Origin of the sequence: Streptomyces angustmyceticus (genome assembly GCF_040701845.1) — a bacterium.
GTDB lineage: Bacteria > Actinomycetota > Actinomycetes > Streptomycetales > Streptomycetaceae > Streptomyces > Streptomyces angustmyceticus_A.
On the sequence record NZ_JBFBHQ010000004.1, the window covers coordinates 137,884 to 160,256 of the forward strand.

Annotated in this window: 20 protein-coding genes; 9 read left to right on the top strand and 11 right to left on the bottom strand. The window is 72.9% G+C overall.

Annotation, left to right across the window (positions count from 1 at the left end; all coding sequences use genetic code 11):
• Positions 1-408, top strand: a complete 408-nt coding sequence (locus AB0411_RS11520) for a TOBE domain-containing protein (protein ID WP_366417050.1) — start codon at positions 1-3, stop codon at positions 406-408.
• Between the two features lie 93 nt (positions 409-501).
• Here AB0411_RS11520 and AB0411_RS11525 read toward each other — a convergent pair whose 3' ends face one another.
• Complete coding sequence (locus AB0411_RS11525; protein ID WP_366417051.1) at positions 502-2,022, bottom strand: PucR family transcriptional regulator; 1,521 nt, start codon at positions 2,020-2,022, stop codon at positions 502-504.
• A 202-nt stretch (positions 2,023-2,224) separates the two neighbouring features.
• Between AB0411_RS11525 and AB0411_RS11530 the strand changes: the two genes are divergently transcribed.
• From AB0411_RS11530 to AB0411_RS11540, 3 genes are all read left to right on the top strand, one after another.
• Positions 2,225-3,049, top strand: a complete 825-nt coding sequence (locus AB0411_RS11530; RefSeq protein WP_366417052.1) for an FAD binding domain-containing protein — start codon at positions 2,225-2,227, stop codon at positions 3,047-3,049.
• Positions 3,046-5,838, top strand: a complete 2,793-nt coding sequence (locus tag AB0411_RS11535; protein ID WP_366417053.1) for a molybdopterin-dependent oxidoreductase — start codon at positions 3,046-3,048, stop codon at positions 5,836-5,838. Before AB0411_RS11530 ends, AB0411_RS11535 begins: the two co-directional genes overlap by 4 nt.
• Positions 5,839-6,005: 167 nt before the next feature.
• Positions 6,006-6,560 carry a molybdopterin-dependent oxidoreductase gene (locus tag AB0411_RS11540; RefSeq protein ID WP_366417054.1) on the top strand — a complete coding sequence of 185 codons (555 nt, stop codon included), beginning with the start codon at positions 6,006-6,008 and terminating at the stop codon, positions 6,558-6,560.
• Between the two features lie 56 nt (positions 6,561-6,616).
• Here the strand turns inward: AB0411_RS11540 and AB0411_RS11545 are convergent, their stop codons facing one another.
• A complete protein-coding gene (locus AB0411_RS11545) occupies positions 6,617-7,036 on the bottom strand; it encodes a TOBE domain-containing protein (RefSeq protein ID WP_366417055.1) in 420 nt (139 codons plus the stop codon).
• Between the two features lie 297 nt (positions 7,037-7,333).
• On the opposite strand from AB0411_RS11545, the gene AB0411_RS11550 reads away from it, so the two are divergent.
• The 3 genes from AB0411_RS11550 to AB0411_RS11560 all read left to right on the top strand — a co-directional run bounded on the left by AB0411_RS11550 (position 7,334) and on the right by AB0411_RS11560 (position 10,760).
• Positions 7,334-7,729, top strand: coding sequence for a TOBE domain-containing protein (locus tag AB0411_RS11550; RefSeq protein WP_030983527.1), 396 nt, complete (start codon positions 7,334-7,336; stop codon positions 7,727-7,729).
• A gap of 149 nt (positions 7,730-7,878) precedes the next feature.
• Positions 7,879-8,685 (top strand): molybdate ABC transporter substrate-binding protein, encoded by an 807-nt coding sequence (gene modA / locus AB0411_RS11555; protein ID WP_366417056.1) that lies wholly within the window; start codon positions 7,879-7,881, stop codon positions 8,683-8,685.
• Positions 8,686-8,786: 101 nt separating this feature from the next.
• Complete coding sequence (locus AB0411_RS11560; RefSeq protein WP_366417057.1) at positions 8,787-10,760, top strand: ABC transporter permease; 1,974 nt, start codon at positions 8,787-8,789, stop codon at positions 10,758-10,760.
• A gap of 20 nt (positions 10,761-10,780) precedes the next feature.
• Here AB0411_RS11560 and AB0411_RS11565 read toward each other — a convergent pair whose 3' ends face one another.
• The 8 genes from AB0411_RS11565 to AB0411_RS11600 all read right to left on the bottom strand — a co-directional run bounded on the left by AB0411_RS11565 (position 10,781) and on the right by AB0411_RS11600 (position 17,567).
• Entirely contained in the window at positions 10,781-11,227 is a 447-nt protein-coding gene (locus tag AB0411_RS11565; RefSeq protein ID WP_366417058.1) for a nitroreductase family deazaflavin-dependent oxidoreductase, read from the bottom strand.
• 157 nt (positions 11,228-11,384) lie between these two features.
• Entirely contained in the window at positions 11,385-12,839 is a 1,455-nt protein-coding gene (locus tag AB0411_RS11570; protein ID WP_366417059.1) for a SulP family inorganic anion transporter, read from the bottom strand.
• 17 nt (positions 12,840-12,856) lie between these two features.
• Positions 12,857-13,459, bottom strand: coding sequence for a carbonic anhydrase (locus AB0411_RS11575; protein WP_366417060.1), 603 nt, complete (start codon positions 13,457-13,459; stop codon positions 12,857-12,859).
• Positions 13,460-13,550: 91 nt separating this feature from the next.
• The gene (locus AB0411_RS11580; protein WP_366417061.1) at positions 13,551-14,000 is read right to left on the bottom strand and encodes a hypothetical protein; all 450 of its coding nucleotides are present in this window, start codon (positions 13,998-14,000) and stop codon (positions 13,551-13,553) included.
• 121 nt (positions 14,001-14,121) lie between these two features.
• Positions 14,122-15,429, bottom strand: a complete 1,308-nt coding sequence (locus tag AB0411_RS11585) for an MFS transporter (protein ID WP_366417062.1) — start codon at positions 15,427-15,429, stop codon at positions 14,122-14,124.
• A gap of 21 nt (positions 15,430-15,450) precedes the next feature.
• Positions 15,451-15,957, bottom strand: coding sequence for a hypothetical protein (locus tag AB0411_RS11590; RefSeq protein WP_366417063.1), 507 nt, complete (start codon positions 15,955-15,957; stop codon positions 15,451-15,453).
• Positions 15,958-16,012: 55 nt separating this feature from the next.
• Positions 16,013-17,251 carry a hypothetical protein gene (locus tag AB0411_RS11595; protein ID WP_366417064.1) on the bottom strand — a complete coding sequence of 413 codons (1,239 nt, stop codon included), beginning with the start codon at positions 17,249-17,251 and terminating at the stop codon, positions 16,013-16,015.
• Between the two features lie 160 nt (positions 17,252-17,411).
• Entirely contained in the window at positions 17,412-17,567 is a 156-nt protein-coding gene (locus tag AB0411_RS11600) for a hypothetical protein (RefSeq protein ID WP_366417065.1), read from the bottom strand.
• 346 nt (positions 17,568-17,913) lie between these two features.
• Here AB0411_RS11600 and AB0411_RS11605 point away from each other — a divergent pair, with 346 nt between their 5' ends.
• Complete coding sequence (locus AB0411_RS11605; RefSeq protein ID WP_366417066.1) at positions 17,914-19,626, top strand: hydrogenase maturation protein; 1,713 nt, start codon at positions 17,914-17,916, stop codon at positions 19,624-19,626.
• 156 nt (positions 19,627-19,782) lie between these two features.
• On the opposite strand, the gene AB0411_RS11610 is transcribed toward AB0411_RS11605, so the two are convergent.
• Positions 19,783-20,334, bottom strand: a complete 552-nt coding sequence (locus tag AB0411_RS11610; RefSeq protein ID WP_366417067.1) for a winged helix-turn-helix domain-containing protein — start codon at positions 20,332-20,334, stop codon at positions 19,783-19,785.
• Positions 20,335-21,400: 1,066 nt separating this feature from the next.
• On the opposite strand from AB0411_RS11610, the gene AB0411_RS11615 reads away from it, so the two are divergent.
• Positions 21,401-22,357: a hypothetical protein gene (locus AB0411_RS11615; RefSeq protein WP_366417068.1), complete on the top strand. Its 957-nt coding sequence runs from the start codon at positions 21,401-21,403 to the stop codon at positions 22,355-22,357.
• Positions 22,358-22,373 lie beyond the last annotated feature (16 nt).

A 22,373-nucleotide genomic window follows, 5' to 3' on the forward strand; every position in this document is an offset into this window, starting at 1 on the left:
GTGCCGACATACAGCATTGGCCAGGCAGCCGGGCTGCTGGGCGTGAGTTCGGAGACCGTCCGCCGCTGGGCCGATGGCGGGCAGCTGCGGATGGACCGGGACGGCGCGGGAAACCGGGTGATCGACGGGGTGGGCCTGGCGGCGTTCGCGAAGGAGCGTGCCGAGGGCCTGCACCCGGTGCCGGACGAGGTGCTCACCTCGGTGCGGAACTCCTTCGCCGGGATCGTCACCAAGGTGACCCTCGACGATGTGATCGCCCAGGTCGAGATCCAGTCCGGGCCGCACCGGCTGGTGTCGATGATCAGCCGGGAGGCCGTCGAGGAACTCGGGATCGAGGTCGGGGTGCGGGCCACCGCCCGGGTGAAGTCCACCAATGTGTACATCGACCGGGCGGCCGGGCGGAGTTGAGCCCGCCGGCCCGTGGTGGGCCGCCGCCCGCCCGGCCGCCCGGCCGGCCGGCCTGCCCGTCGGCCCGGGGCCGCCCGCCCGCCCCGCCGTCGTTCAGCGGCAGAGCAGCGCCGCCTGCAGATCCAGCTTGTGATCGAGCCGGGACAGCTCGCGGCCGGTGAGCGTCTCGATGCGCTGGATGCGGTAGTGCACCGTGTTCACATGCAGATGCAGCGTTTCCGCGGTCCGCGCCCATGACCCGTGGTGGGCGAGGAAGACCTCCAGCGTCTCCAGGAGCATCCGGTGCGAGGTGCTCCCGGCGCGCGCCAACGGGCCCAGCACCCGGCTGCTGAAGGCCGTGCGCACGTCGGCCGGGACCCCGGCCAGCAGGGCGCCCAGGGTGCTGAGGTCCTGGACGGAGGTCACCCGGGCGCCGTCCGGGTCCCCGGCGCGGGCCGCCGCCCGTGCGTAACGCGCCTGGTGCAGCGCCGAGCCGAGTTCCCCGGCGGCGTGCACCGGGCCGCTGACCCCGGCGTGCAGCGGTGTCCGCGGCCGGCAGGCGTGCACGTCCGGCCACAGCTCGCCGAGCGGGAGACGCTCCTCCGCTCCGGGGTGCACCCGGACGACGGCGGCCGCCTCGCCGCCCGGCAGCCGGCCCGCCGCGAACGGCTCACCGGGGGAGTGCCGCAACGCCTCGGCCAGCGCCCGCACCGCCTGGTCGCTCTCGTCGTCGCCCGCTGTGGCCACCACCACCTGGTACGGGCCGGTGGCCGGCAGCCCCGCGGCGTGCAGCGCCGCCTCCAGCGCCGCGCCGTCGGTCGGACCGGACCCGGCGAGGGCCAGCAGCGCGTCCGCCGCCCGCCGTTCGGCCGCCTGCCGCCGCTCGACGCGATGGCGGTACTGGGCCATGACCTCGGCGATCTCGTGCAGCACCCGGGGCGGGGCGTCGGCCGCACCCCGCAGGTACAGCTGCCAGCCGTCGTACGGCCCGGCCTCCCCGTCGATCCGCAACGCGGTGCCGGCCGCCGCCGTCAGCTCCCGGGCGGCCTGCCCGGCCGGCAGGTGCGGCGCGGCGGGCGTCCGGGCGACGACCCGGCCGGTCGCCGTCACCAGGTAGCAGGGCGGCCCGCCCAGGTGGGCGAAGGCCCGGTCCAGCAGCGTGTCCGGTGCCGCGTCGTCGGCGAGCAGACCGGCGAGTTCGGTGCGGACGTTCTCCGGCAGCGCGTGGTGCTCGGTGGGGCGCCGGCTCAGATCGCCCCACTGGCGCAGGTACACCGCCTCCGTGATCGCGCGGAAGGTGGTGTGCGCGGGCACCGCCAGCAGTACGACGCCCCGCTCGCGGCAGGCGTCGACCAGCACGTCCGGGACCGTGCCGTGGGTCTCCTCGCCGGCCAGCAGCGCGGTGGCCCCGGCGGAGTGCAGCGCCGAGACGAACCGGTCGGCCTTCGTCCGGCCGTCGTCGGGCGTCCACCACACCAGTCCGCTCAGCACCAGCTCGCCCGGCTGCAGGAACCGGGCCGGGTCCTCCAGGTCGGTGGCGGTGACACCACTGACTTCCCGGGTGAGGAGGGGGCCGTCGCCCCACAGCAGGGTCAGGTCGAGCGAATCGAGCTGGAGGAGGTCTTGGACGTGCATGGGCGTGCTCCTTGGGCGGCTGCCGGGAGTGCGCCCGGCATCTCACATTCACGAGGCGAAAGCGAGTACCGGCATCGTAAATGCCAGCTGATCAAGCCCATAGCCCTCTTGGTCGATCCTCCAGATCCGGGACCCGCCGCCGGTGCTTTTCCGTGCTGTGCACCAGTCGTGCCGCGGGGGGCGGCGTTGCTTCACTCGGCGTATGGACCTGAACACGGTGCGGGACGTACGTGACGCCCGGCAGCGCGCCCCGTGGCGCAGCGGCGACGCCTGGCTGGGCGGCGGCACCTACCTCTTCTCCGAACCGCAGCCGCACGTCCGGCGGTTGGTGGACCTGAGCCGGATGGGCTGGGAGCCGCTGACCCGGCACCCCGACGGCTCGCTGGAGATCGCGGCGACCTGCACCATCGCCCAGCTCTCCCGCTTCGCGGCGTCCTACGAGGTCCCCGCGGCGCCGCTGTTCGAGCAGTGCTGCCGCGCCTTCCTGGCCTCGTTCAAGATCTGGAACATGGCGACCGTCGGCGGCAACCTCTGCAACGGCCTGCCCGCCGGCCCGATGATCTCGCTGACCGCCGCGCTCGACGGCGGCGTGCTGCTCCAGGCGCAGGACGGCTCGCTGCGCCGCACCCGGGTCGCGGACTTCATCACCGGCGCGGGACGCACGGACCTCGCCGAGGGGGAACTGCTCCGCTCGGTCACCCTGCCCGCCCGGTCCCTGGCGTGCCGCACGGCTTTCCGGCAGGCATCCCTGTACGGCCTCGGCCGCTCCGGCGCGCTCGTCATCGCCACCCTCGACCCGCTCGACGGGTCGCTGGCCCTCACCCTCACCGCCGCGACCGTACGGCCGTTCCGCCTCTGGTTCCCGCTGCCCCCGGACGCCGCCGCACTGCACGACACCATCGACCGGGCCGTCGCCGCGCGCGACTGGTTCGACGACCTCCACGGACTACCCGCCTGGCGACGGCACATGGCGCTGCGGCTGTCCGAGGAGATCCGCCGCGAACTGACCCGGGAGGCCGGGCGATGACCTTCCGGATCCACGTCAACGACACGGCCTTCGACGCCGCTCCCCGGCCCGGGCAGTGCCTGCGCACCTACCTCAGGGACCGCGGCTGGTTCGGCGTGAAGAAGGGCTGCGACGCCGGGGACTGCGGGGCGTGCACCGTGCACGTCGACGGCGAACCCGTCCACAGCTGTCTCTACCCCGCGGTACGAGCCGAGGGGCGTGCGGTGACCACCGTGGAGGGGCTGGCCGCCCCGACGGGTGAACCGCACCCCGTGCAGCAAAAGTTCCTGGACGCCCAGGGCTTCCAGTGCGGGTTCTGCACGGCCGGGTTCCTGATGACCACCGCGAAGCTCGACGCGGACCAGCTGACCGACCTTCCCCGCGCACTGAAGGGCAACCTCTGCCGCTGCACCGGCTACCGGGCGATCGAGGACGCCGTCCGCGGTGTCCGGCACGTCGAGGAGCCCTGCCCGGGGCAGTCGGTCGGCCGCAACCTGGGCGCCCCGGCCGGGCCGCAGGTGGTCACCGGCACCGCCCGCTTCACCTTCGACATCGAGGTCGAGGGGCTGCTGCACATGAAGCTGCTGCGCTCCCCGCACCCGCACGCCCGGATCGTCTCCCTCGACACCGCCGACGCCCTGCGGGTGCCCGGTGTGCACGCGGTGCTCACCCACGAGGACGCCCCCGAGCGGCTGTTCTCCACGGCCCGCCACGAACACCCCACCGAGGACCCCGACGACACCCGGGTGCTGGACGACGTGGTCCGGTTCGTCGGGCAGCGGGTGGCGGCCGTGGTCGCCGACAGCGAGGCGGCGGCGGAGGAGGGCTGCCGCCGGATCGTCGTGGAGTACGAGCACCTGCCGTACGTCCTCGACCCGGAGGCGGCGATGCGCCCCGGCGCCCCGGTGATCCACCCCAAGGGCCCCGAGACGCGGATCGCACGGGCGCAGGACAACGTCGTCGGCGAGGTGCACGGCGAGATCGGCAGCGTCGAGGAGGGCTTCGCGGACGCCGATGTCGTCTACGAGGACACCTTCCGTACCCAGCGGGTGCAGCACGCCAGCCTGGAGACGCACGGGGCCCTCGCCTACTTCGAGGAGAACGAGGACGGCGGGGAACGGATCGTGGTCCGCTCCAGCACCCAGGTCCCGTTCCTGACCCGCCGCGCCCTGTGCGCGCTCTACGACCTGCCGCCGGACGGGGTCCGGGTGGTCGCGGGCCGGGTCGGCGGCGGATTCGGCGGCAAACAGGAGATGCTGGCCGAGGACATCGTGGTGCTCGCCGCGATGCGGCTGAAGCGGCCGGTGAAGCTGGAGTTCACCCGTGCCGAGCAGTTCTTCGGCGCCACCACCCGGCACCCGTTCACCATCGGCATCAAGGCGGGCGCGAAACGGGACGGCACCCTCACCGCGCTCCAGCTCCGGGTGGTCTCCAACACCGGCGCGTACGGCAACCACGGCCCCGCCGTGATGTTCCACAGCGTCGGCGAATCCATGGCCGTCTACCGCGCGCCGCACAAGAAGGTGAACGCCTTCTCCGTCTACACCAACTGCGTCCCGGCCGGGGCGTTCCGCGGCTACGGGCTGGGGCAGGTGACCTTCGCCGTGGAGTCGGCGATGGACGAACTCGCCCGCCGGCTCGGCATCGACCCGCTGGTCTTCCGGGAGCGCAACATCATCGGCCCCGGCGAGCACCTGGTCAGTCCCGGCGGTGAGGAGGAGGACCTGCACCTCGCCAGCTACGGACTCGACCAGTGCCTCCAGGTCGTCCGCGACGCCCTCGCGGAGGACCGCGGCGCCGACGCGGTACCCGAGGGCTGGCTGGTCGGACAGGGCACCGCGATGTCGATGATCGCCACCGGACCGCCCGGCGGGCACTTCGCCGACGCGACGGTGACGCTGCTGGAGGACGGCAGGTACGACATCGCGGTGGGCACCGCGGAGTTCGGCAACGGCACCACCACCGTCCACCAGCAGATCACCGCCGGGGCGCTGGGCACCACCGTGGACCGGATCACCATCCGGCAGTCGGACACCGATGTGGTGCGGCACGACACCGGCGCCTTCGGCTCGGCCGGGACGGTGGTGGCCGGCAAGGCCGTGATGCAGGCCGCCAACGGTCTGGCCGAGCGGATCCTGACCTTCGCCGGCGAGCACGCCAGGACCCCGCGCAGCCTGTGCCGGCTGCTGGCCGACGCGGTGGAGTGCGACGGGCGGCCGGTGCCGCTCAAGGAACTCCACGAGGCCGCGCACGACAAGGGCGTGCCGCTGACGGCCGACGGGCACTGGGGCGGCTCGCCCCGCTCGGTGGCCTTCAACGCCCAGTGGTTCCGGATCGCCGTCGACCCCGGCACCGGCGAGATCAGGATCCTGCGCAGCGTCCACTCGGCCGACGCGGGACGGGTCATGAACCCCCTGCAGTGCCGGGGCCAGGTCGAGGGCGGAGTCGCCCAGGCGCTCGGCGCGACCCTCTTCGAGCAGGTCCTGGTCGACGACGGCGGCAAGGTCATCACCCCCGCGTTCCGCCGCTACCGGCTGCCGGCCTACGCCGATGTCCCGCGCACCGAGGTGCACTTCATGCAGACCTCGGACGCGATCGGGCCCCTGGGCGCCAAGTCGATGAGCGAGAGCCCGTTCAACCCCGTGGCACCCGCCTTCGCCAACGCCCTGCGCGACGCCACCGGAGTGCGGTTCACCGAGCTTCCGCTGCTGCGCGACCGGGTGTGGCTGGCCCTGGAGGAGCACCGGGCGGCCGGCGGGGTGCCGGGCCGGCCGACCGGGCGGCATCCCTCCCGCGAGGGGTCGGTGTGAGCGGCCCCCCGGCGGACCCGGCTTCGGACCTGCCGCCCCCATGGCCCCCTTTGCCTCACATCAGCGAGCTGATGGCGCGGAACCAGCTGGCATCCGTGGTTCAGCGGCGGCCCGGTCGGGCATCACAGGGAGGCAGCCGCCGCGCGGATCACCCAAGGGGGTCTCGAATGAGCCGACTCGGCCCGCCGTCCCGCACCACAGCCGTACGTCCGGCGCCCGAGGACGCCGTACCTCCCGGCCCCCGGTGCTTCCTGATCCGCGGTCAGCTGCGGCGCCCGCTCGCGCTGACCGTCGCCCAGCTGCGCGAGCGATGGCCGCAGCGGCGCGCCGAGGTGGTCTTCGACTGCACCACGAACGGGCCCCAGCACCACACCTTCGAGGGACCCCTGCTCCGGGAGGTCATCGACGCGGCGGAACCGGCCTTCGACGTCCGCCGGCGCAAGGACCGCTCCCGCTACGTCCTGGCGGTCACCGGCCGGGACGGGCACCACGCCGCACTGTCCTGGGCGGAGCTCGACGCGGACTTCGGCGACGCACCGGTCCTGCTGGCCACGGCCATGGACGGGCGGTCGCTCGACGCGGCGGGCAGCCAGCTCGTGGTCCCGTCCGACCGCTGCGGGGCCCGCTACATCAGCGCGGTCACCGGCATCTGGTTCGGGACCTGCGCCCCGCCCGAGGCCGACGGGTTCCGCTCCGGCGGGCCGGGGCCGGGCGCGTCCTGAGAGCCGCCGGCCGGGCCGAAGTCCCCGCGGAGCCGGGGACTTCGGCGGGCCCGTGCTCAGACGGCGGCGAGCGCGATCTCGGTCGACTTGACCAGCGCCGTGACCTCGGCGCCGGCGGCCAGGCCCAGGTCCTCGGCCGCGTCCCTGGTGATCGCGGCGGTCAGCTCGCCGCCGGCGACGGCGACCTTGACGCCCGCCATCGCGCCGCCGGTGGTGACCTCGGTGACGGTGCCGGGGATCCGGTTGCGGATGCTCAGCCCGTCCACCGCGCCGGTCGCGAGCGCGACCTCGGTGGACTTGATCAGGGTGCGCACCGCGGTGCCTTCGGCGAGGCCCAGCTCCTTCACCGCCTCCAGGGTGATCGCGGCGGTGATCTCCTGGCCGCCGTCCAGACGGACCCTGACGGTCGCCATGACCTCTCCGGGGGTCACGGAGAGAACGGTGCCGGAAATCTGGTTACGGATGCTCAGGCTCATGGAAATGCCTCACCGGGGGAGTGGAAAGCGAAGGGTGGAATGTCGCGTTTTCCCTGCTCTGATATCCGCACCCTAATCACACGACGCGCCGCGGTCCGGGCACGCATGGCAGATGCCGGGCGGATATCGGAATGCGCCGGGCAAAGCAGCGGACGCGGGGAGAATTCCGCCGGCATTCGGGCCGCGCACCGGTCGGTGGGCCGCCTTTCGTTCCTTCCTCCAGGCGGCCTGGCATCTGCCATATAGCTTCCCCCGATGAATTGCAAATGCGAGGTGATGCGGCATATCTTGTCGCACATGCAGTCCTACACGATCGGCCAGGCGGCGCGGCTGCTGGGCGTCAGCCCGGACACCGCCCGCCGCTGGGCGGACGCCGGAAAGGTCGCGACCCATCGCGACGACGGCGGCCGCCGCCTCATCGACGGCCGTGATCTGGCCGCCTTCTCCATCGAGGTGGCGCAGAACGGCACCGGTGAGGACGACGCCTCGTACACCTCCGCGCGCAATGCCTTCCCGGGCATCGTCACCGCCGTCAAGCTCGGCGATGTCGCCGCCCAGGTCGAGATCCAGGCCGGTCCGCACCGCCTGGTGTCCCTGCTGACCCGGGAAGCGGTGGAGGAACTGGGTCTGGAGGTCGGCATGCAGGCCACCGCCCGCGTGAAGTCCACCAGCGTGCACATCGACCGCACCTGACCCACTGCGGCAGCACCCCCAGCCGATCCGCAACCACCGTCCCCCACCGGCCGGCTGCCCCATACCAGCGGCGTCGCCCGTCCACGGCGCGGCTTTTCCCATCCGCTCGGACGACACCCGTCGTCCCGCGTTCCAAGGAGTCCCGCCCCATGTCCCAGCACTTCACCGGACGCCGCGCCGCCGCCGCGCTCGTCACCGCCGCCCTCCTGCTGCCGCTCGCCGCCTGCGGCGGCAACGACGACAGCAAGAAGGACCAGGGCGCCGGGAAGTCCGGCGGCAGCGCGGCCCCCAAGGCGGACCTCACGGTGCTCGCCGCCTCGTCGCTGACCGACGTCTTCAAGAAGGCCGGCGCGGTGTACGAGAAGGAGCACCCCGGCACGAAGGTGCACTTCTCCTTCGCCGGTTCCCAGGAACTGGCCGCCCAGGTCAGGGAGGGCGCCCCCGCCGACGCCGTGGTCACCGCCGACACCAAGACCATGGACGGGCTCACGGCCGACGTCGGCACGCCCACCGTCATCGCCAAGAACCGCCTGGTCATCGCCACCGGCGAGGGCAACCCCAAGAAGATCGAGAACCTCAAGGCGCTCACCGACAGCAAGCTGAAGGTCGTCCTCGCCGCTTCCGAGGTGCCCGTGGGCCGCTACAGCAAGCAGGTCCTGGACGCCCAGAAGCTGAAGGTCGCGCCGGTTTCGCAGGAGCCCAACGTCCGTGCGGTGCTCAGCAAGGTCGAGCTCGGCGAGGCCGACGCCGGCATCGTCTACAAGACGGACGCCGCCACCGCGCCGAAGAAGGTCGACGCCGTCGACATCCCCGACGCACAGAACGCCGTCGCCTCCTACCCGGCCGCGACCCTGAAGGCCTCTCAGCACGGGGCCGCCGCGGCCGCGTTCGTGAAGTGGCTGAGCACGCCCGAGGCACAGAAGATCCTGCGGCAGGCCGGCTTCCAGAAGCCGTGACCGGTGCGGCGCGCACGGACCGTCCGGCCCGGGGGAGCGGGCCGGCCCGGGCGCGCCGCCGTACACCGGCCCGGCCTGCCGCCCCGATCCCAGGAACGCCGATGACTCGCCTCCGCACCCTCGCCCCGCCCCGCGCGGGCCGGATCCGCGCGCCCGGCAGCCGTGCCCCGATCGCGCTGGCCGTGCCCGGGCTGGTGGCCGTCGCGTTCCTGCTGATGCCGCTGCTCGGCATCCTCGCCCGCACCGCCTGGAGCGATCTCGGCACCCATCTGACCAGCCCCGGCGTCCTCGAAGCGCTCCGGCTGTCGCTGCTGGTGTCCTTCTCGGCGCTGGGGCTCTCGCTGCTGCTGGGGGTACCGCTGGCCTGGCTGCTGGCCCGGGTCGACTTCCCCGGCAAGGCGCTGGTCCGCTCGCTGGTGCTGCTGCCGATGGTGCTGCCGCCGACCGTCGGCGGTGTCGCCCTGCTGATGGGCTTCGGCCGCCGCGGCCTCCTCGGCCCCTGGCTGGAGGACACCTTCGGCATCGTGCTGCCGTTCCACACCTCCGGCGCGGTGGTCGCCGCCACCTTCGTCGCGATGCCGTTCCTCGTCATCAGCCTGGAGGGCACGCTCGCCGGACTGCGCACCAGCTACGAGGAGACCGCGGCCTCCCTCGGCGCCTCGCCCGTACGGGTCTTCCGGACCGTCACCCTCCCCATGGTCGCCCCCGGCCTCGCCGCCGGCGCCGCACTGACCTGGGCCCGCGCGCTCGGTGAGTTCGGCGCGACGATCACCTTCGCCGGCAACCTGCCCGGCACCACCCAGACCCTGCCGCTCCAGGTCTACCTGCTGCTCCAGGGATCCCCGGAGGCCGCCACCTCGGTCTCGCTGCTGCTGCTCGTCATCGCCATGGGCGTCCTGGTCTGCCTGCGCGGCCGCTGGACCGGCGCCACCACCGCCCGCGCCGCCCGTACCGTACCCACCACCGACGACACCGGCCTCGCGCCGCCGCCCGCGCCGCGCACCGAGGAGCCCGTCACGACCCCGCCGGCCCCCGGGGACCGCTGGCCGCTGCACGCCGACGTCACCGGCTTCAACCAGCTGACCCTGGACGCCGAACCGGGCACCACCCTCGCCGTCGTCGGCCCCAACGGCGCCGGAAAGACCACCCTGTTGCGCGCCCTGCTCGGGCTCACTCCGCGCGCCCGTGCCACGCTCCGCCTCGGCGGCACCGACGTGACCGTCCTGCCCCCGCACCGCCGCGGCGTCGCCTGGGTCCCCCAGGACGGCGCGCTCTTCCCCCACCTGACGGCCCTGGCCAACACCGCGTACGGGCTGCGCGCCCACGGCACCCCGCGCGCCGAGGCCCGCCGCACGGCACAGCTCTGGCTCGACCGGCTCGGCGTCGGCCCCCTCGCGCACCGCAAGCCCGCCCAGCTCTCCGGCGGGCAGGCGCAACGCGTCGCCCTCGCCAGGGCGTTGGCCGCCCGGCCCCGGCTGCTGCTGCTCGACGAACCGCTCGCCGCGCTCGACCAGACCACCCGCGCCCATGTCCGGCACACCCTGCGCCGCCATCTCGCGGGATTCGGGGGCGTCTGCCTGATCGTCACCCATGACCCCGTGGAGGCGGTCTCGCTCGCCGACCGCGTCCTCGTCCTGGAGGACGGCCGCGCCCTCCAGGACGCCCCGCCCGCCGAGGTCACCCGGCACCCGCGCTCGCCCTGGGTGGCCCGGATGCTCGGCCGCAACGCCTGGCCGGGCACCGCCACCGAGGACGGCCTCGCGCTCGCCGGCGGCGGCCGTCTCGTCGCCGCCGACCGGATCCCCGGCGGAACCAGGGCGCTGGCGATCATCGCCCCCGAGGCCGTGTCCCTGCACCTCGACCGGCCCACCGGCAGCCCCCGCAACGTCTGGCCGGGCACCGTCCGGGAGATCACCTCGGCGGGCAGCCGGCTGCGGATCCTCGTCACCTCGCCCGAGGCACCCGACCTGGTGGCCGAAATCACCCCCTCGGCCGCCCTCGAACTCGGCCTCGCGGACGGCGTGTCCGTCTGGACCAGCGTCAAGGCCACCGAGGTCTCCCTCGTGACGCTCTGAGCGCCACGAGGGACCCGGACTCAGTGCGCCGCGGCCGCCGGCTCCAGGACGAACACCGGGATCCGGCGCTCCGTCTTCTCCTGGTAGGCGGCGTAATCGGGGTACGCCTCGACGGCACGGCCCCACCACACGGCCTTCTCCTCGCCGGTGACCTCACGCGCCGTCATGTCCCGGCGCACCGGGCCGTCCTGCAGCTCCACCCGGGGGTCCGCCACGACGTTGTGGTACCAGACCGGGTGCCGGGGCGCGCCGCCCATGGAGGCCACCACCGCGTACACCCCGTCGTGCTCCACCCGCATCAGCGGGCTCTTGCGGATCTTCCCGCTCTTCGCGCCCCGGGTGGTCAGCACCACGACGGGCAGGCCCCGGATCGTGGTGCCCCGTGTGCCGCCGGAGCTCTCGTACTCCTCGACCTGATCGCGCACCCACTGCTCCGGGCTCGGCTCGTACTCACCCTGAAGAGGCATACCGTCCGTCCCCTCGACGACGTCAAGCGTGACGCCGGCCGCGGTGCCTGCCACGGCCGGCCTGGCCCCGGTGACAACACCGGTGACGAGGGGAATCTTCCCGGACCCGCTGCCCGGCCGTACGGTGCGGTGACCGTACCGCCGGGCAGCCGTGCGGTCAGGACACCAGCTCCACGGCCCGCCGGGTACGGCGGTGCTGCTCGGCCCAGTTCGTCAGCGCCGCGCCGCACGCGTGGTCGAGGTGGCGCAGCCCGGTCAGGTCGAGCTCCACCCCCCGGTCGGCGGGCAGCGCTTCGAGCTGGTCGAGGATCTTGGGCAGCCGCAGGAACGTGGCGTTGCCGACGGCTCGTACGCGCACCGGCTCGTCCTCGTCCTCCGGAGTGTCGACTTCGAGGTGCACATGGGAGGTCTCCCACGCCGTCTTCGCGACCGCCAGCAGCAGACCGATCAGGACGCCCTCGAACATGTTGACCGTCACGATCGCGAGGGCCGTGACCAGGAGAACCACCGCCTCGCCCCGGTGCTCGCGCCACAGCGGCGGCAGCTCGCGCAACGGGATGAGCTTGCAGCCCGCGTGGACCAGCACGCCCGCCAGGGCGGCCACCGGCACCACACCCAGCGCGGCCGGGAAGGCCGCGGCGAACACCAGCAGCCAGACACCGTGCAGCACCCGCGAGGCCTTGGTCTTCGCGCCCGCCTGGACATTGGCCGCGCTGCGGACGATGACGGCGGTCATCGGCAGGGCACCGAGCAGCCCGCAGACGGTGTTGCCCGCGCCCTGGGCCATCAGCTCCTTGTCGTACTCGGTGCGCGGCCCGTCGTGCAGCCGGTCGACCGCGGCGGCGCTGAACAGCGATTCGGCGGACGCGATCAGCGCGAAGGCGAGGACCGTGCCGAGCACCCCGATCTCGGTGAGCCGCCCGAGGTCGGTGAGGCCGGGCGGCTGGATCGCGTCCAGCAGCCCGCTGACCTCGACGCGTGCGACGGGCAGATCCAGCGCCCATACGGCGGTGGTGGCGAGCGCCACCGCGGCCAGTGGTGCGGGCAGGATCCGCGCGGCGCGCCGCCAGCGCGGCCACAGCACCAGGACGGCGATGGTGCCGGCGCCGATCGCGAGCGCGGACAGGGCCGTGGCCGACCCCGCCGTGGCGGTGACCAGGCCGGGCAGCCCGCCGAGGTTGGCGAGTCCGCTGCCCGGCGCCTTGGCGTCCGCGAGGGCGTAGAGCTGTCCGGCGATCAGGACCAGGCCGATGCCGGCCAGCATGCCCTGGACCACGGCGACCGAGATCGCCCGGAACCAGCGGCCCAACTTCAGCGCCCCCATGGCCAGTTGCAGTACCCCGGCGGCCAGTACCAGCGCGCCGAGCGCCCCGAGGCCGTACTCCTTGACGGCCTCGAAGACCAGCACCGTCAGACCGGCGGCAGGGCCGCTGACCTGGAGGCTGCTGCCCGGGAGCAGACCGGTGAGCAGCCCGCCGACCACGCCCGTGACGAGCCCCAGTTCGGCCGGGACTCCGGAGGCGACGGCCACCCCGACACACAGCGGGACGGCCACGAGGAACACGACGAGGGAGGCGGTGAAGTCCGCCCGGAAGGAGGTGAAGCGCTTCATGAGGTGCCCACCCGCCTTCACAGCGGGAGGAACAGGTCGGTGGACGGGTGATGCGCGGCCACCAGGCCGGTGTGCACCTCGTAGAACCACCCGTGCAGATTCACCTCGCCGGCGTCCAGCCGCTCCTGGACGCAGGGGTAGCCCCGCAGCCGGTCGAGCTGTTCGCGCACGTGGTGTTGGACCGCGGCGGCGACCGTCGGCTCCTCGTCCTTGGGCAGGTGGTCGGAGAGCTGCTGCGCCAGCCAGTCGCGTACGGCGGGGGCGCCGGTCAGGTCCTCGCCGCGGGCCTTGGCACCGACCGCGCCGCAGTGCGAATGACCGCACACCACGATGTCGGCCACGCCCAGGACGCGCATCGCGTACTCGATGGTGGCCGCTTCCGCGCAGGCCGTCATGTCCTCGCGGTAGACGGGCACGGCGTTGCCGGCGGTCCGGAGCTCGAAGAGTTCGCCGGGCCGGGCGCCGGTGATCAGGGACGGGACGACCCGTGAGTCGGAGCAGGTGATGAACAGGGCGAGGGGGGATTGTCCGGCCGCGAGCCGGCCGTAGGTCTCCTGTTCGTCCCTGCGGTCGGCGATACGGGCCATCAGGCCCCGGGCATGCTGAATGAAGGTCTCCACGAGGAGGTCTCCTGCTGTTGAGTGGTGCCACTGTGGGGGTGGTGGCGGAAACGTGCGTCGTGCGGGGGTGGTGCGAGCCACCACACCGCTCTCAGCAGCGGAAGACGCAGTGCAGGACGGAGAGTGCGGCCGGTCTGGACGCGGCCTTGGTGGAGCTGCCGGCCGCCGGGGAACCGGAGGCCGGGGCGGCGACGGGCGCCACGGTGCCCGCGTGGAACGGGGGCAGCGGCCGGCCGGGGTGCTGGGGAACGCCGACGGAGGTCCGGGCGGTGCGCCGCGGCTGGCCGCGCTCGGCCTCGCGCTTGGACTTCTCCTCGCTGCCGTCACAGCCGCACTTGGCGGCCGGCGGAGCGCTCGCGGACTTCGCGGCGGACGGGGCGGTGAACGCGGCCTTCGCCGCACCGGGCGCCGACGCCGCCCCGCTCAGCAGGAACGCCAGGACCACCAGCAGGGCGGTCACCGACATGCGGCACAGGCGCGGCACGGATATCCCCGCGGCCGAGGTGTCCCTCCGCATCATCGCCCCCCGTGGCTCGTCCACACGGTTCCACTCTGCCCTCACAGTGCAGCATCCAGGTTTCGGGCGGGATAACGAGAAATGACGCCAAGTTTCAGCAATTCCCGCAAAGGGCGCCGGGAACATGCATCCGGCGAAGGCGTGTTCATGTCTGTTCCGGTGTGGCGGCGGCGACGGCGGGCGCGGGGACGGGACGCGGCGCGCGGCGGGCCGCCCACACGAGGACGGGGACGACCGCCAGCGCGAGGATGCCGCCGGCCAGCGCCAGCGTCGGGTAGCCGCCGAGGACGACGACGAGGCCCGAGGACATGCCGCCCGCGGCACCCGCGAGGGCGATGCCGACGTCCACCAGCCCCTGCGCCGACGCCCGGCCGGCGGGCGGCAGCGCGTCGGTGACCAGGGCGGTGCCGCTGACCAGGCCGAAGTTCCAGCCGAGGCCGAGCAGTACCAGGGCCGTGGCGAGCGCGGGAACGGAGTCCGGTGACGTGGCGGCGACCACCCCGGCGGCCAGCAGGAGCGGACCGGACGCGCCGGCGATCCACCGCCGGCCGATCCGGTCGACCAGCAGACCGGTGAGCGGGGAGGGCAGGAACATCGCCCCGACGTGGAGGGCGATGACGAGTCCGGCCGCCTGCGTGCCATGGCCGTGCGCCCGCATGTGCACCGGCGTCATCGTCATGACCGCGATCATCACGAACTGGGTGAGGACCATGACCACGGTGCCGGTGGCCACCCCGCGCCGGTCCGCCCGGGCGGCCGGCAGGCCTTGGGCCCCGTCCGCGGGGAGTTCGGCCGCCGAAGCGGCCTGTGCCGCGGCCAGCTTCTCGGCCAGCCGCAGCGGATCGGGCCGCAGCAGGCAGGCCAGGGCCACCGCGGCCGCCCCGAACGCGGCGACGGCGAGCAGGAACGGCCCCGCGAGACGGGGGATGCCCCAGGAGTGGGCGACCTGCCCGGTCAGCGTCACCAGGTTGGGGCCGATCACCGCGCCGAGCGTGGTGGCGAACAGCACGGTGCTCACGGCCCGTCCGCGCCGCGCCGGCGAGGCCAGATCCGCACCCGCATACCGTGCCATCAGGTTCGTCGCGGTGCCGGCTCCGTAGACCACCAGGGACGTGAACAGCAGCAGCGCACTGCCCAGGGCGGCGGCCACCACCACCCCGAGGCTGCCGAGCGCCCCCACGGCGTACCCGAGCGCCAGGCCGGGGCGCCGGCCGCGGCGCCGGCAGACCTGGCCGATGCCGACGGCGCCGAGCGCGGCCCCGGCGGTGAACAGCGCACTGGGCACGCCCGCCAGGCCGGTCGAGCCGAGCATCTCCTCGGCGAGCAGCGCGCCGACGGTGATCCCCGCGGCCAGGCCCGCGCCGCTGAGGATCTGTGCGAAGACCAGGACGGCCAGGATCCGCCGCTGTTCGGGTACCTCGCGATCGGCGGGGGCGGCGTTGCGTGCGCTCATCATTCTCCGTTCGGGCCTGGGCTACGGCATGGGTTCCAGCGCCGCGATGGCCGCGAGCGACAGTCCCATCTGCTCATGGAGGAAACGCACCATGGTCCAGTGCGGCAGGGCACCCTCGTCGAACGCGCCGAACTCCCGGCAGTACAACGGGATCCAGCGCAGCGCCTCTTCGAGCGCCTGCTCGCGGCCCGGCTCCTGCTGGTAGTCCTCGTAGGCGATGCTGCGGTGCTCGATGAAGAAGTGCCCGGGCAGCCGTTCCTCGCACAGCGCACGGTATTCGCGGGTCTGCAGGATGAGGTAGTGCCAGATTTCGTCGATGTCCTGCTCGACGGGCAGGAAGAGACCGCTGAGCCGGTCACGGTACCGGGAGACGAGGTAGAGATAGCGCAGGCACTCGGTGACCTGGCGCTCCACGAACTCCCGCGGCGCGGCGCTCTTGTCGTCGAAGTGCGTCACCACCTCGGTGTACAGCGCCGCACCGAGCAGGTCTTCGAGGTCCTCGGGAGATATCCGCGCTGCGGTGGTCATGCTTCTCCTGTCCGGGTGGGGCGGTCGTCGGGGCGGGGCGGGCGTCCGGCGCGGATCAGTGGCCGGTGGTGAGCCAGGCGTACTTTCCCGACTTCCCGATGGGGAGGTGCGGCCGGTGGTCGAGCCGGCAGCGCCGCCCGGTCAGGGCGCTGACGCTCTCGGCCAGCACCTCGGCCTGCTCGGGCTCGACGGGTGTGCCGTCGAACGTCGTGTACTCCAGCCGTGCCGTCTCCTCGCCGGTCAGCCGCAGCTGGTACACGAAGACGTGCGGGGACGCCTCGCCGACGCACCGGTCGAGGTCGCCCTGTGCGACGGGGCCGTGCGGAGTGTCGAGCAATTCCTTTTCCCGGCCGCAGAATTGGGAGATCTTCTGCGGATCCGGCGTGCCGTCCAGGGTGCGTACGCAGTCCCCCGAGCGGTAGCGGACCAGCGGCATGAAGGGATTGCGCACACTGGTGACGACGAGCTGGTAGATGGTGCTGCCGTCGGCGACCGGGTGGAGTTCGACGCTCATCTTGTCGAGGTGCGGCCGGTAGCTGCCGCGGCGGTCGCTGAAGTAGAGATAGCCCAGCTCGGTGCTGCCGAACAGGTCGATGACCGGGCAGGTGAAGTGCTGGTGCAGAAAGCGCCGGACGTTCACCGGGGTGTATTCGTAGGCGTGGATGATGCTGGCGGGCGGCGGGAAGTCGTCCCACAGCCCGAATTCGGCGACTTTCCGCAGCAGATGTGCCAGGTGATATCCGGAGCAGTCGAGGTGGTACCAGCCGCGCGGATGCGTTTGCGCGGCGTCGCGGATCTCCTGGAGCATCCGCACCACCTCGTCGCGCTCCCACTGCGCCGGGTCGAGCCGCAGATTGAGATAGCAGGTGCGGTCGTCGAGCTGCCGGTCCGCGGGGGCGGGCACCGGCTCCGGGGGAGTGCCGCGCCGTGCGGCATTGACCCGCGCCACATGCTCCGTCGCCAGGACCGTGGTCAGCGAGACCCGGCGGCAGCCCGATTCCCAGGTGCCGGCGATGTCGGGGTGTTCGCTCCACAGCCGGTAGTACGAGTGCAGCAGGAAGTACGGGGGCCGGATGATCTGCATCCGGGCGTGGTGGGTGCCGGTGGAGAGGACGAATTCCGCCTCTCCGGCCTCCAGCGCCGCGGCCAGCCGGGGCGTCATCCAGTTGTCCGGGAAGCCGCGCGCGATCTCCGGCTTGTCGAGCAGGGGGAAATGGCCCTTCGCCAGCGACTCACGGTAGATCGGAATGTCGCGTATCTGCTCGATGACCTCGGCGGTCGGCTGACCATCCATGGATTCCTCGTCCTTGGTCGAATGCGGTGCCCCGCACGGGAATTCCGGTGCGGTGCCCGGAGCGGCCGGGGACCGCAGCGGGCCGGCGGCCCGGGAACGGAGGGTGGTGGCCCGTTCCCGGTGATCGCCGGCCCGCCGAGGGCCCCTGAGGGCGTGAGGGTCAGGAGATACAGCCGGCCTTCGGCGCGGCGCTGATGCAGCCCGCCTTCGGTGCCGCGCTGATGCAGCCGTTCTTCGCCGCCTGCTGCGCGGAGTTGGCGGCCAGCCAGCTCTGCCAGACCTGGTCCTGGGACATCTTCTTGATGAGCTGCTCCATGGGAACCTCCGATGAGAATGCCGAAGACGAACCGGGCATACGGCGCTGACCTGCGCTGATGCCGCTGCACCGAAGGTAAAAGTATGACCAAGTGAATGTCAATTAACGGCAATGTCATCGACGGCGGATGCGTGCCGGGCGCGCCAACTTTGGCGGGATTTCGTCGAGATGATCTACGACCGGAACTAATTGACGGCAAGTCAGATGACCTCGGGGCGGGCATTGGGCCGCCCGGCGGCCGTCGATCGGGTGACCCCGGGCGCGGCTCCGGCGCCGGACGGCCGTCCGTGGGGAACGATCACGACCGATCATCCGCTGACCGGTTCCAGCCCCAGGGGAGTCCGCTGTGCGCATTCTGCTCATCGCCGGCGCGTTCAACAGCCTGACGCAGCGCGTCCACGCGGAACTCGGCGAGCGGGGGCACCACCTGGGCGTGGAACTCGTGACGCGGAGCACACCGCTCCTCGACGTGGTGCGCCGCCACGACCCGGACCTGATCGTGGCGCCGATGCTCACGACGGCCGTGCCCCGCGAGGTGTGGTCGGCCTTCCCCTGCCTGATCGTGCACCCCGGGCCCGTCGGCGACCGTGGCCCCTCGTCGGTGGACTGGGCGGTGCACCTGGGTGCCGACCGGTGGGGCGTCACGGTCCTCCAGGCCAACGACGAGATGGACGCCGGCGACATCTGGGCCGCCACCGACTTCCCCGTCCCCGGCGTGGGCAAGAGCGACCTGTACCGCAACGAGATCGCCGACGGCGCGATCGAGGCGGTGCTCTCGGCCGTCGCCCGTGTGGCGTCCGGCACCCACCGGCCGCAGCCGCAGGACGCCCTGCCCGACGCCGCGCGACTCGGCCGCCCCCGGCCGCCCTTCCGCCAGGACCTGCGTCGGATCGACTGGAGTACCGACCCCACCGACACCGTGGTGCGCAAGCTGCGCGCCGCCGACTCCCGGCCCGGCGTACGCGATGAACTCCTCGGCGACACCTGGTACTTGCACGGTGGCCACCCCGAGGACACCCTGACGGGCCGGCCCGGTGAGCTGCTCGCCACCCGGTGCGGCGCGATCTGCCGGGCGACGGCCGACGGCGCGGTGTGGATCCCGGAACTGCGGGCGCCCCGCGGGCCGGGGGAGCCCGCCGCCCCCAAACTGCCCGCCGCGACGGCGCTCGGCGAGCGTCTCCCGCGGCTCCCGGAGGTGCCCGCCCCGCTCGACGCCGGCGACGGCCCCCGCCGTACCTGGAGCGACATCCGCTACCGCGAGGACGGCCCGGCCGGCTTCCTGGAGTTCTCCTTCCCCGGCGGCGCGATGAGCACCGACCACTGCCGGCGCCTGCTCGCCGCCTACCGCCACGCCTGCTCCCGCCCGACCTCCGTGCTGGTGCTCGGCGGCCGCCGGGACTTCTTCTCCAACGGCATCCACCTCCATGTCATCGAGGCCGCTGCCGACCCCGCGGAGGAGTCCTGGGCCAACATCCAGGCCATGGACGACCTGGTGCACGCCGTCCTGACCACCACCGACCGGCTCGTGGTCGCCGCCCTCGGCGGCAACGCGGCGGCGGGCGGGGCGATGCTGGCCCTCGCCGCCGACGAGGTGTGGTGCCGCTCGGCCGTGGTGCTCAACCCCCACTACCGGCTGATGGGGCTCTACGGCTCGGAGTACTGGACCTATACGCTGCCCCGCCGGGCGGGCCACGAGGTGGCCGGGCAGCTGATGGCCCGTGCCCTGCCGATGACCGCGGCGGCCGGAGCGCGGCTCGGCCTGGTCGACCGGATCATCGACTGCACCGCGCAGGACTTCGCCGCACGGACCGCCCACCTCGCGCTCCGGCTGGCGTCGGCACCGGCGACCCAGGCCCGAATCGCCACGAAGAAGGCCGCACGGGAGCGAGACGAGGCACAGCGGCCGCTCGCCGCCTACCGGGAGCAGGAACTGGCCCGTATGCACCGCATCTTCTTCGACCCGGACGAGCCCTACCACGCCCTGCGCCGCGCCTTCGTGCGCAAGGTGCCCGCGGCCGGCACCCCCGCGCACCTGAACACTCCGGCCGCCGGGGCCTGAGGCGTCCGGGCCCGGACGCCGCGGTGCCCGCCCGCCGGACCTGCGGACGGCCGGGGCCGGTCCGCAGGAGCACGGCCGGGGCCGGTGGCCGGCAACCGCCGGCGACCGGCCCCTGGCGTACGTCCCCCGCGGTCGTGCAGGGACGGCGGCGGCGCCTCAGCCGCGGCCGTCGCCCGGTGCGGCCGGCAGGTACTTGTAGCCGATGCCGAAGACCGTGCTGATGGTGTCGCGCAGGCCGGGCCCCAGGCGCCGGCGCAGCCGGGCGATGTGGACGTCGACCGTGCGGGTGCTCGACTGGCAGCTGGGCCAGACCGCGGCCATCAGCTGTTCGCGGGTGAAGGCGCGCCGGGGGTGCAGCACGAGGTGGGCGAGCAGATCGAACTCCAGCCGCGGCAGGTCGCGTTGGCGCCCGGCGATGAAGACCGTCCGGGCCGCGGTGTCGATACGGATCGGCTCCGGCCGGGTCTGGCCGGCCGGTGGCTCGCCGGGCGGGGACGGCTCCTCGCCCGGCGGCGCCAGGATGATGTGGACCTCGTCGGACGGCAGCCGGTGCACCGATACGGGTTCCAGGTCGTGCAGGGTCAATTGCCACTTTCCGTCGGGTAGCCGGTCGACCGCCAGGGGTGGCCCGTCGTCGGACCCGGCGATGAGCGGCCGGACGCAGTCGGCGTCCGGACGCAACGCAAGCGGGGTCGTCGAGGGGTTCATAAACATGATCTGGGCCCATTCCTCTTGCAAAGCAGGCGTGTACGGACAGACATGGCGGTGCTCGACGTTCAAAGGTGCTGTGGTGCTGTGCAGCGATCGCGGGGCGGTCCGGTGGTGGGACGGGGCGGCGGCCAGACACTTGTGGTGCAGGTGCGCCCATCGGGGGCGATCGCTCCGCTCGTGCCGCAGGAACGCGCGCGCCCGTGCCCGTACCCAGCCATGACGTGGTGTGAAGTCACGGCCTCCGGTTCCAGTCGAACGCTACATGTGATCGCGTGGTTCCGGAAAGTAGCGTCCGCTAATTCGGTTGCTCTTGAGCCGACTTCGTGATTGTGCGGTTCCTACTCGGGCGGTGCACCGGCCCGTTGCCTCCGACTGCCCGCTGTTCCGTTTCGCAAGCGCGTCAGGAATTCCTTGAAAGTTGTCGGTTCGCGGTGCGCCCGGTGCCTTGTCAGGGCCCGGCGGCGAGGGCGGCGGTGACGGCGCGGGCCCCGCGGTGCGGGTCACGGCTCTTCGGGGCGCCCCGGGTCGGTGAGCGCACCCGTCCGGATCGTCGCGCGGCCCTCGGTGTCGTCCACGAACGGCATGGCCGGAAAGCGTCCTGAACTGGCCGAAAGCGGCGAGCGGTTGGGGGGCGGGCCCGGTCCGGAGGGCGGGGTGACGTGGGATTCCTGTCTTTCCCGGCCCGGGGCGCGCCAGGTGCGGCGGGCTCGGGGGTCGGATCGCCCTCCCTCCATGGAAACGATGGATACGGAGGGGTAGTCGGCAACGATGTCCGGTTGTGAAGGACCCGTGGACGGGTGAATATGCCAAATAAATGCGCGGCGTGGAACGGGATCGCAATGTGGAGAGGTGCGGGAGGGTGTGCGCGAGAAGTTGTTTCCTTTTCAATTTCATCGAGACTAAAAGGTGCGGAACCAGATATTCCAGGCGACTTGTTTTCGCAATGAGTTGAGGGTGAGTAGGGTGTGCCCGCTGTCACTTGACCGGTGGCAGGGGCCCGGCTGAATTCGGCTCGGCTGGAATGTGGTGTGGGGGATGACGCCTTCGTGACCGGGAGGGGACCATGGCGGCCGGCTCATTCGAGGGGCAGTACGTGTGGAGTCCGGCTGCCGATGACCGGGCGCTGGCGCGCGCGTGTATGGACGTACGGACCGGACGGTATCTGAGCGCGCACGAAGTTCTGCGGGAGGCCCGGGAGGATTTCGAGGTGCGCGCCCACCGGTCGCTGGTGCTGGCGTCCGTGGCGGCCGACTCGGACCTGGCCGAGCGATGGCTGGACGAGGAGCCGGGGCCGGAGGCGGCGCTGCTGTGGGCCCGGGTGGCGATGCTCCGGGCCCTGCGCATGGCCGATGCCGGTGACCGGCGCCAGGGCGCCCTGGCGCGGATAGCGCGGTCGGCGTGCGAGCGGGCCGCGAAGCTGCTCCCCGGGGATCCCACGCCCTGGGTGGCGCAACTGGCGCTCACGCGCCTGGACCGCCCCCAGGACCCGGCGCCGCAGGGGCTGCTGACCGCGCCGGCCGGTCCCTGGTACCTCTTCGCCCACATCCTCCGGCTGGACCCCTGGCACCGCGAGGCGCACCACCGCTTCCTGTCCTTCTTCTTCACCCGCTACGGCGGTTCGTCCAGCGCGAGCTGGGACGTTGCGGCGTTCCTGAGCCAGCGGGCCCCCGCCGCCTCGCCCCTGCGACTGCTGCCGCTGGTGGCCCTCGTCGAGGACTACAACCCGGCGAAGCTGCTCGCCGACCACACCTGGGAGCAGCCCCAGTGGGTCACCACCGCGATGGGCATTTACCGGAACTGGCTCCCGCAGGTGGCCGGTTACCGCTTCACGCCGGTGCTGGATCTGGCGTATCTCGCCCATGCGCTGTTCATGGCGAAACGCGAATTCGAGGCGCGGGAGGTCTTCACGGCCATGGGGCCGTATGCCTCGCGCATGCCCTGGAGCGCATTCGGTGATCCCGAGGAGCAATTGACCAGAGCGAGACGTTCCTGCGGACTCCCCGTTCCTTATGCCGGCTGAATTCAAGAGGGCGTCC

Excerpts from the sequence above, each read along its gene's own strand:
- AB0411_RS11525 (WP_366417051.1), bottom strand. The coding sequence starts at position 2,022 with ATGCACGTCCAAGACCTCCTCCAGCTCGATTCGCTCGACCTGACCCTG.
- AB0411_RS11530 (WP_366417052.1), top strand. The coding sequence starts at position 2,225 with ATGGACCTGAACACGGTGCGGGACGTACGTGACGCCCGGCAGCGCGCC.
- AB0411_RS11535 (WP_366417053.1), top strand. The coding sequence starts at position 3,046 with ATGACCTTCCGGATCCACGTCAACGACACGGCCTTCGACGCCGCTCCC.
- AB0411_RS11540 (WP_366417054.1), top strand. The coding sequence starts at position 6,006 with ATGAGCCGACTCGGCCCGCCGTCCCGCACCACAGCCGTACGTCCGGCG.
- AB0411_RS11545 (WP_366417055.1), bottom strand. The coding sequence starts at position 7,036 with ATGAGCCTGAGCATCCGTAACCAGATTTCCGGCACCGTTCTCTCCGTG.
- AB0411_RS11550 (WP_030983527.1), top strand. The coding sequence starts at position 7,334 with ATGCAGTCCTACACGATCGGCCAGGCGGCGCGGCTGCTGGGCGTCAGC.
- modA (WP_366417056.1), top strand. The coding sequence starts at position 7,879 with ATGTCCCAGCACTTCACCGGACGCCGCGCCGCCGCCGCGCTCGTCACC.
- AB0411_RS11560 (WP_366417057.1), top strand. The coding sequence starts at position 8,787 with ATGACTCGCCTCCGCACCCTCGCCCCGCCCCGCGCGGGCCGGATCCGC.
- AB0411_RS11565 (WP_366417058.1), bottom strand. The coding sequence starts at position 11,227 with ATGCCTCTTCAGGGTGAGTACGAGCCGAGCCCGGAGCAGTGGGTGCGC.
- AB0411_RS11570 (WP_366417059.1), bottom strand. The coding sequence starts at position 12,839 with ATGAAGCGCTTCACCTCCTTCCGGGCGGACTTCACCGCCTCCCTCGTC.
- AB0411_RS11585 (WP_366417062.1), bottom strand. The coding sequence starts at position 15,429 with ATGAGCGCACGCAACGCCGCCCCCGCCGATCGCGAGGTACCCGAACAG.
- AB0411_RS11590 (WP_366417063.1), bottom strand. The coding sequence starts at position 15,957 with ATGACCACCGCAGCGCGGATATCTCCCGAGGACCTCGAAGACCTGCTC.
- AB0411_RS11595 (WP_366417064.1), bottom strand. The coding sequence starts at position 17,251 with ATGGATGGTCAGCCGACCGCCGAGGTCATCGAGCAGATACGCGACATT.
- AB0411_RS11600 (WP_366417065.1), bottom strand. The coding sequence starts at position 17,567 with ATGGAGCAGCTCATCAAGAAGATGTCCCAGGACCAGGTCTGGCAGAGC.
- AB0411_RS11610 (WP_366417067.1), bottom strand. The coding sequence starts at position 20,334 with ATGAACCCCTCGACGACCCCGCTTGCGTTGCGTCCGGACGCCGACTGC.
- AB0411_RS11615 (WP_366417068.1), top strand. The coding sequence starts at position 21,401 with ATGGCGGCCGGCTCATTCGAGGGGCAGTACGTGTGGAGTCCGGCTGCC.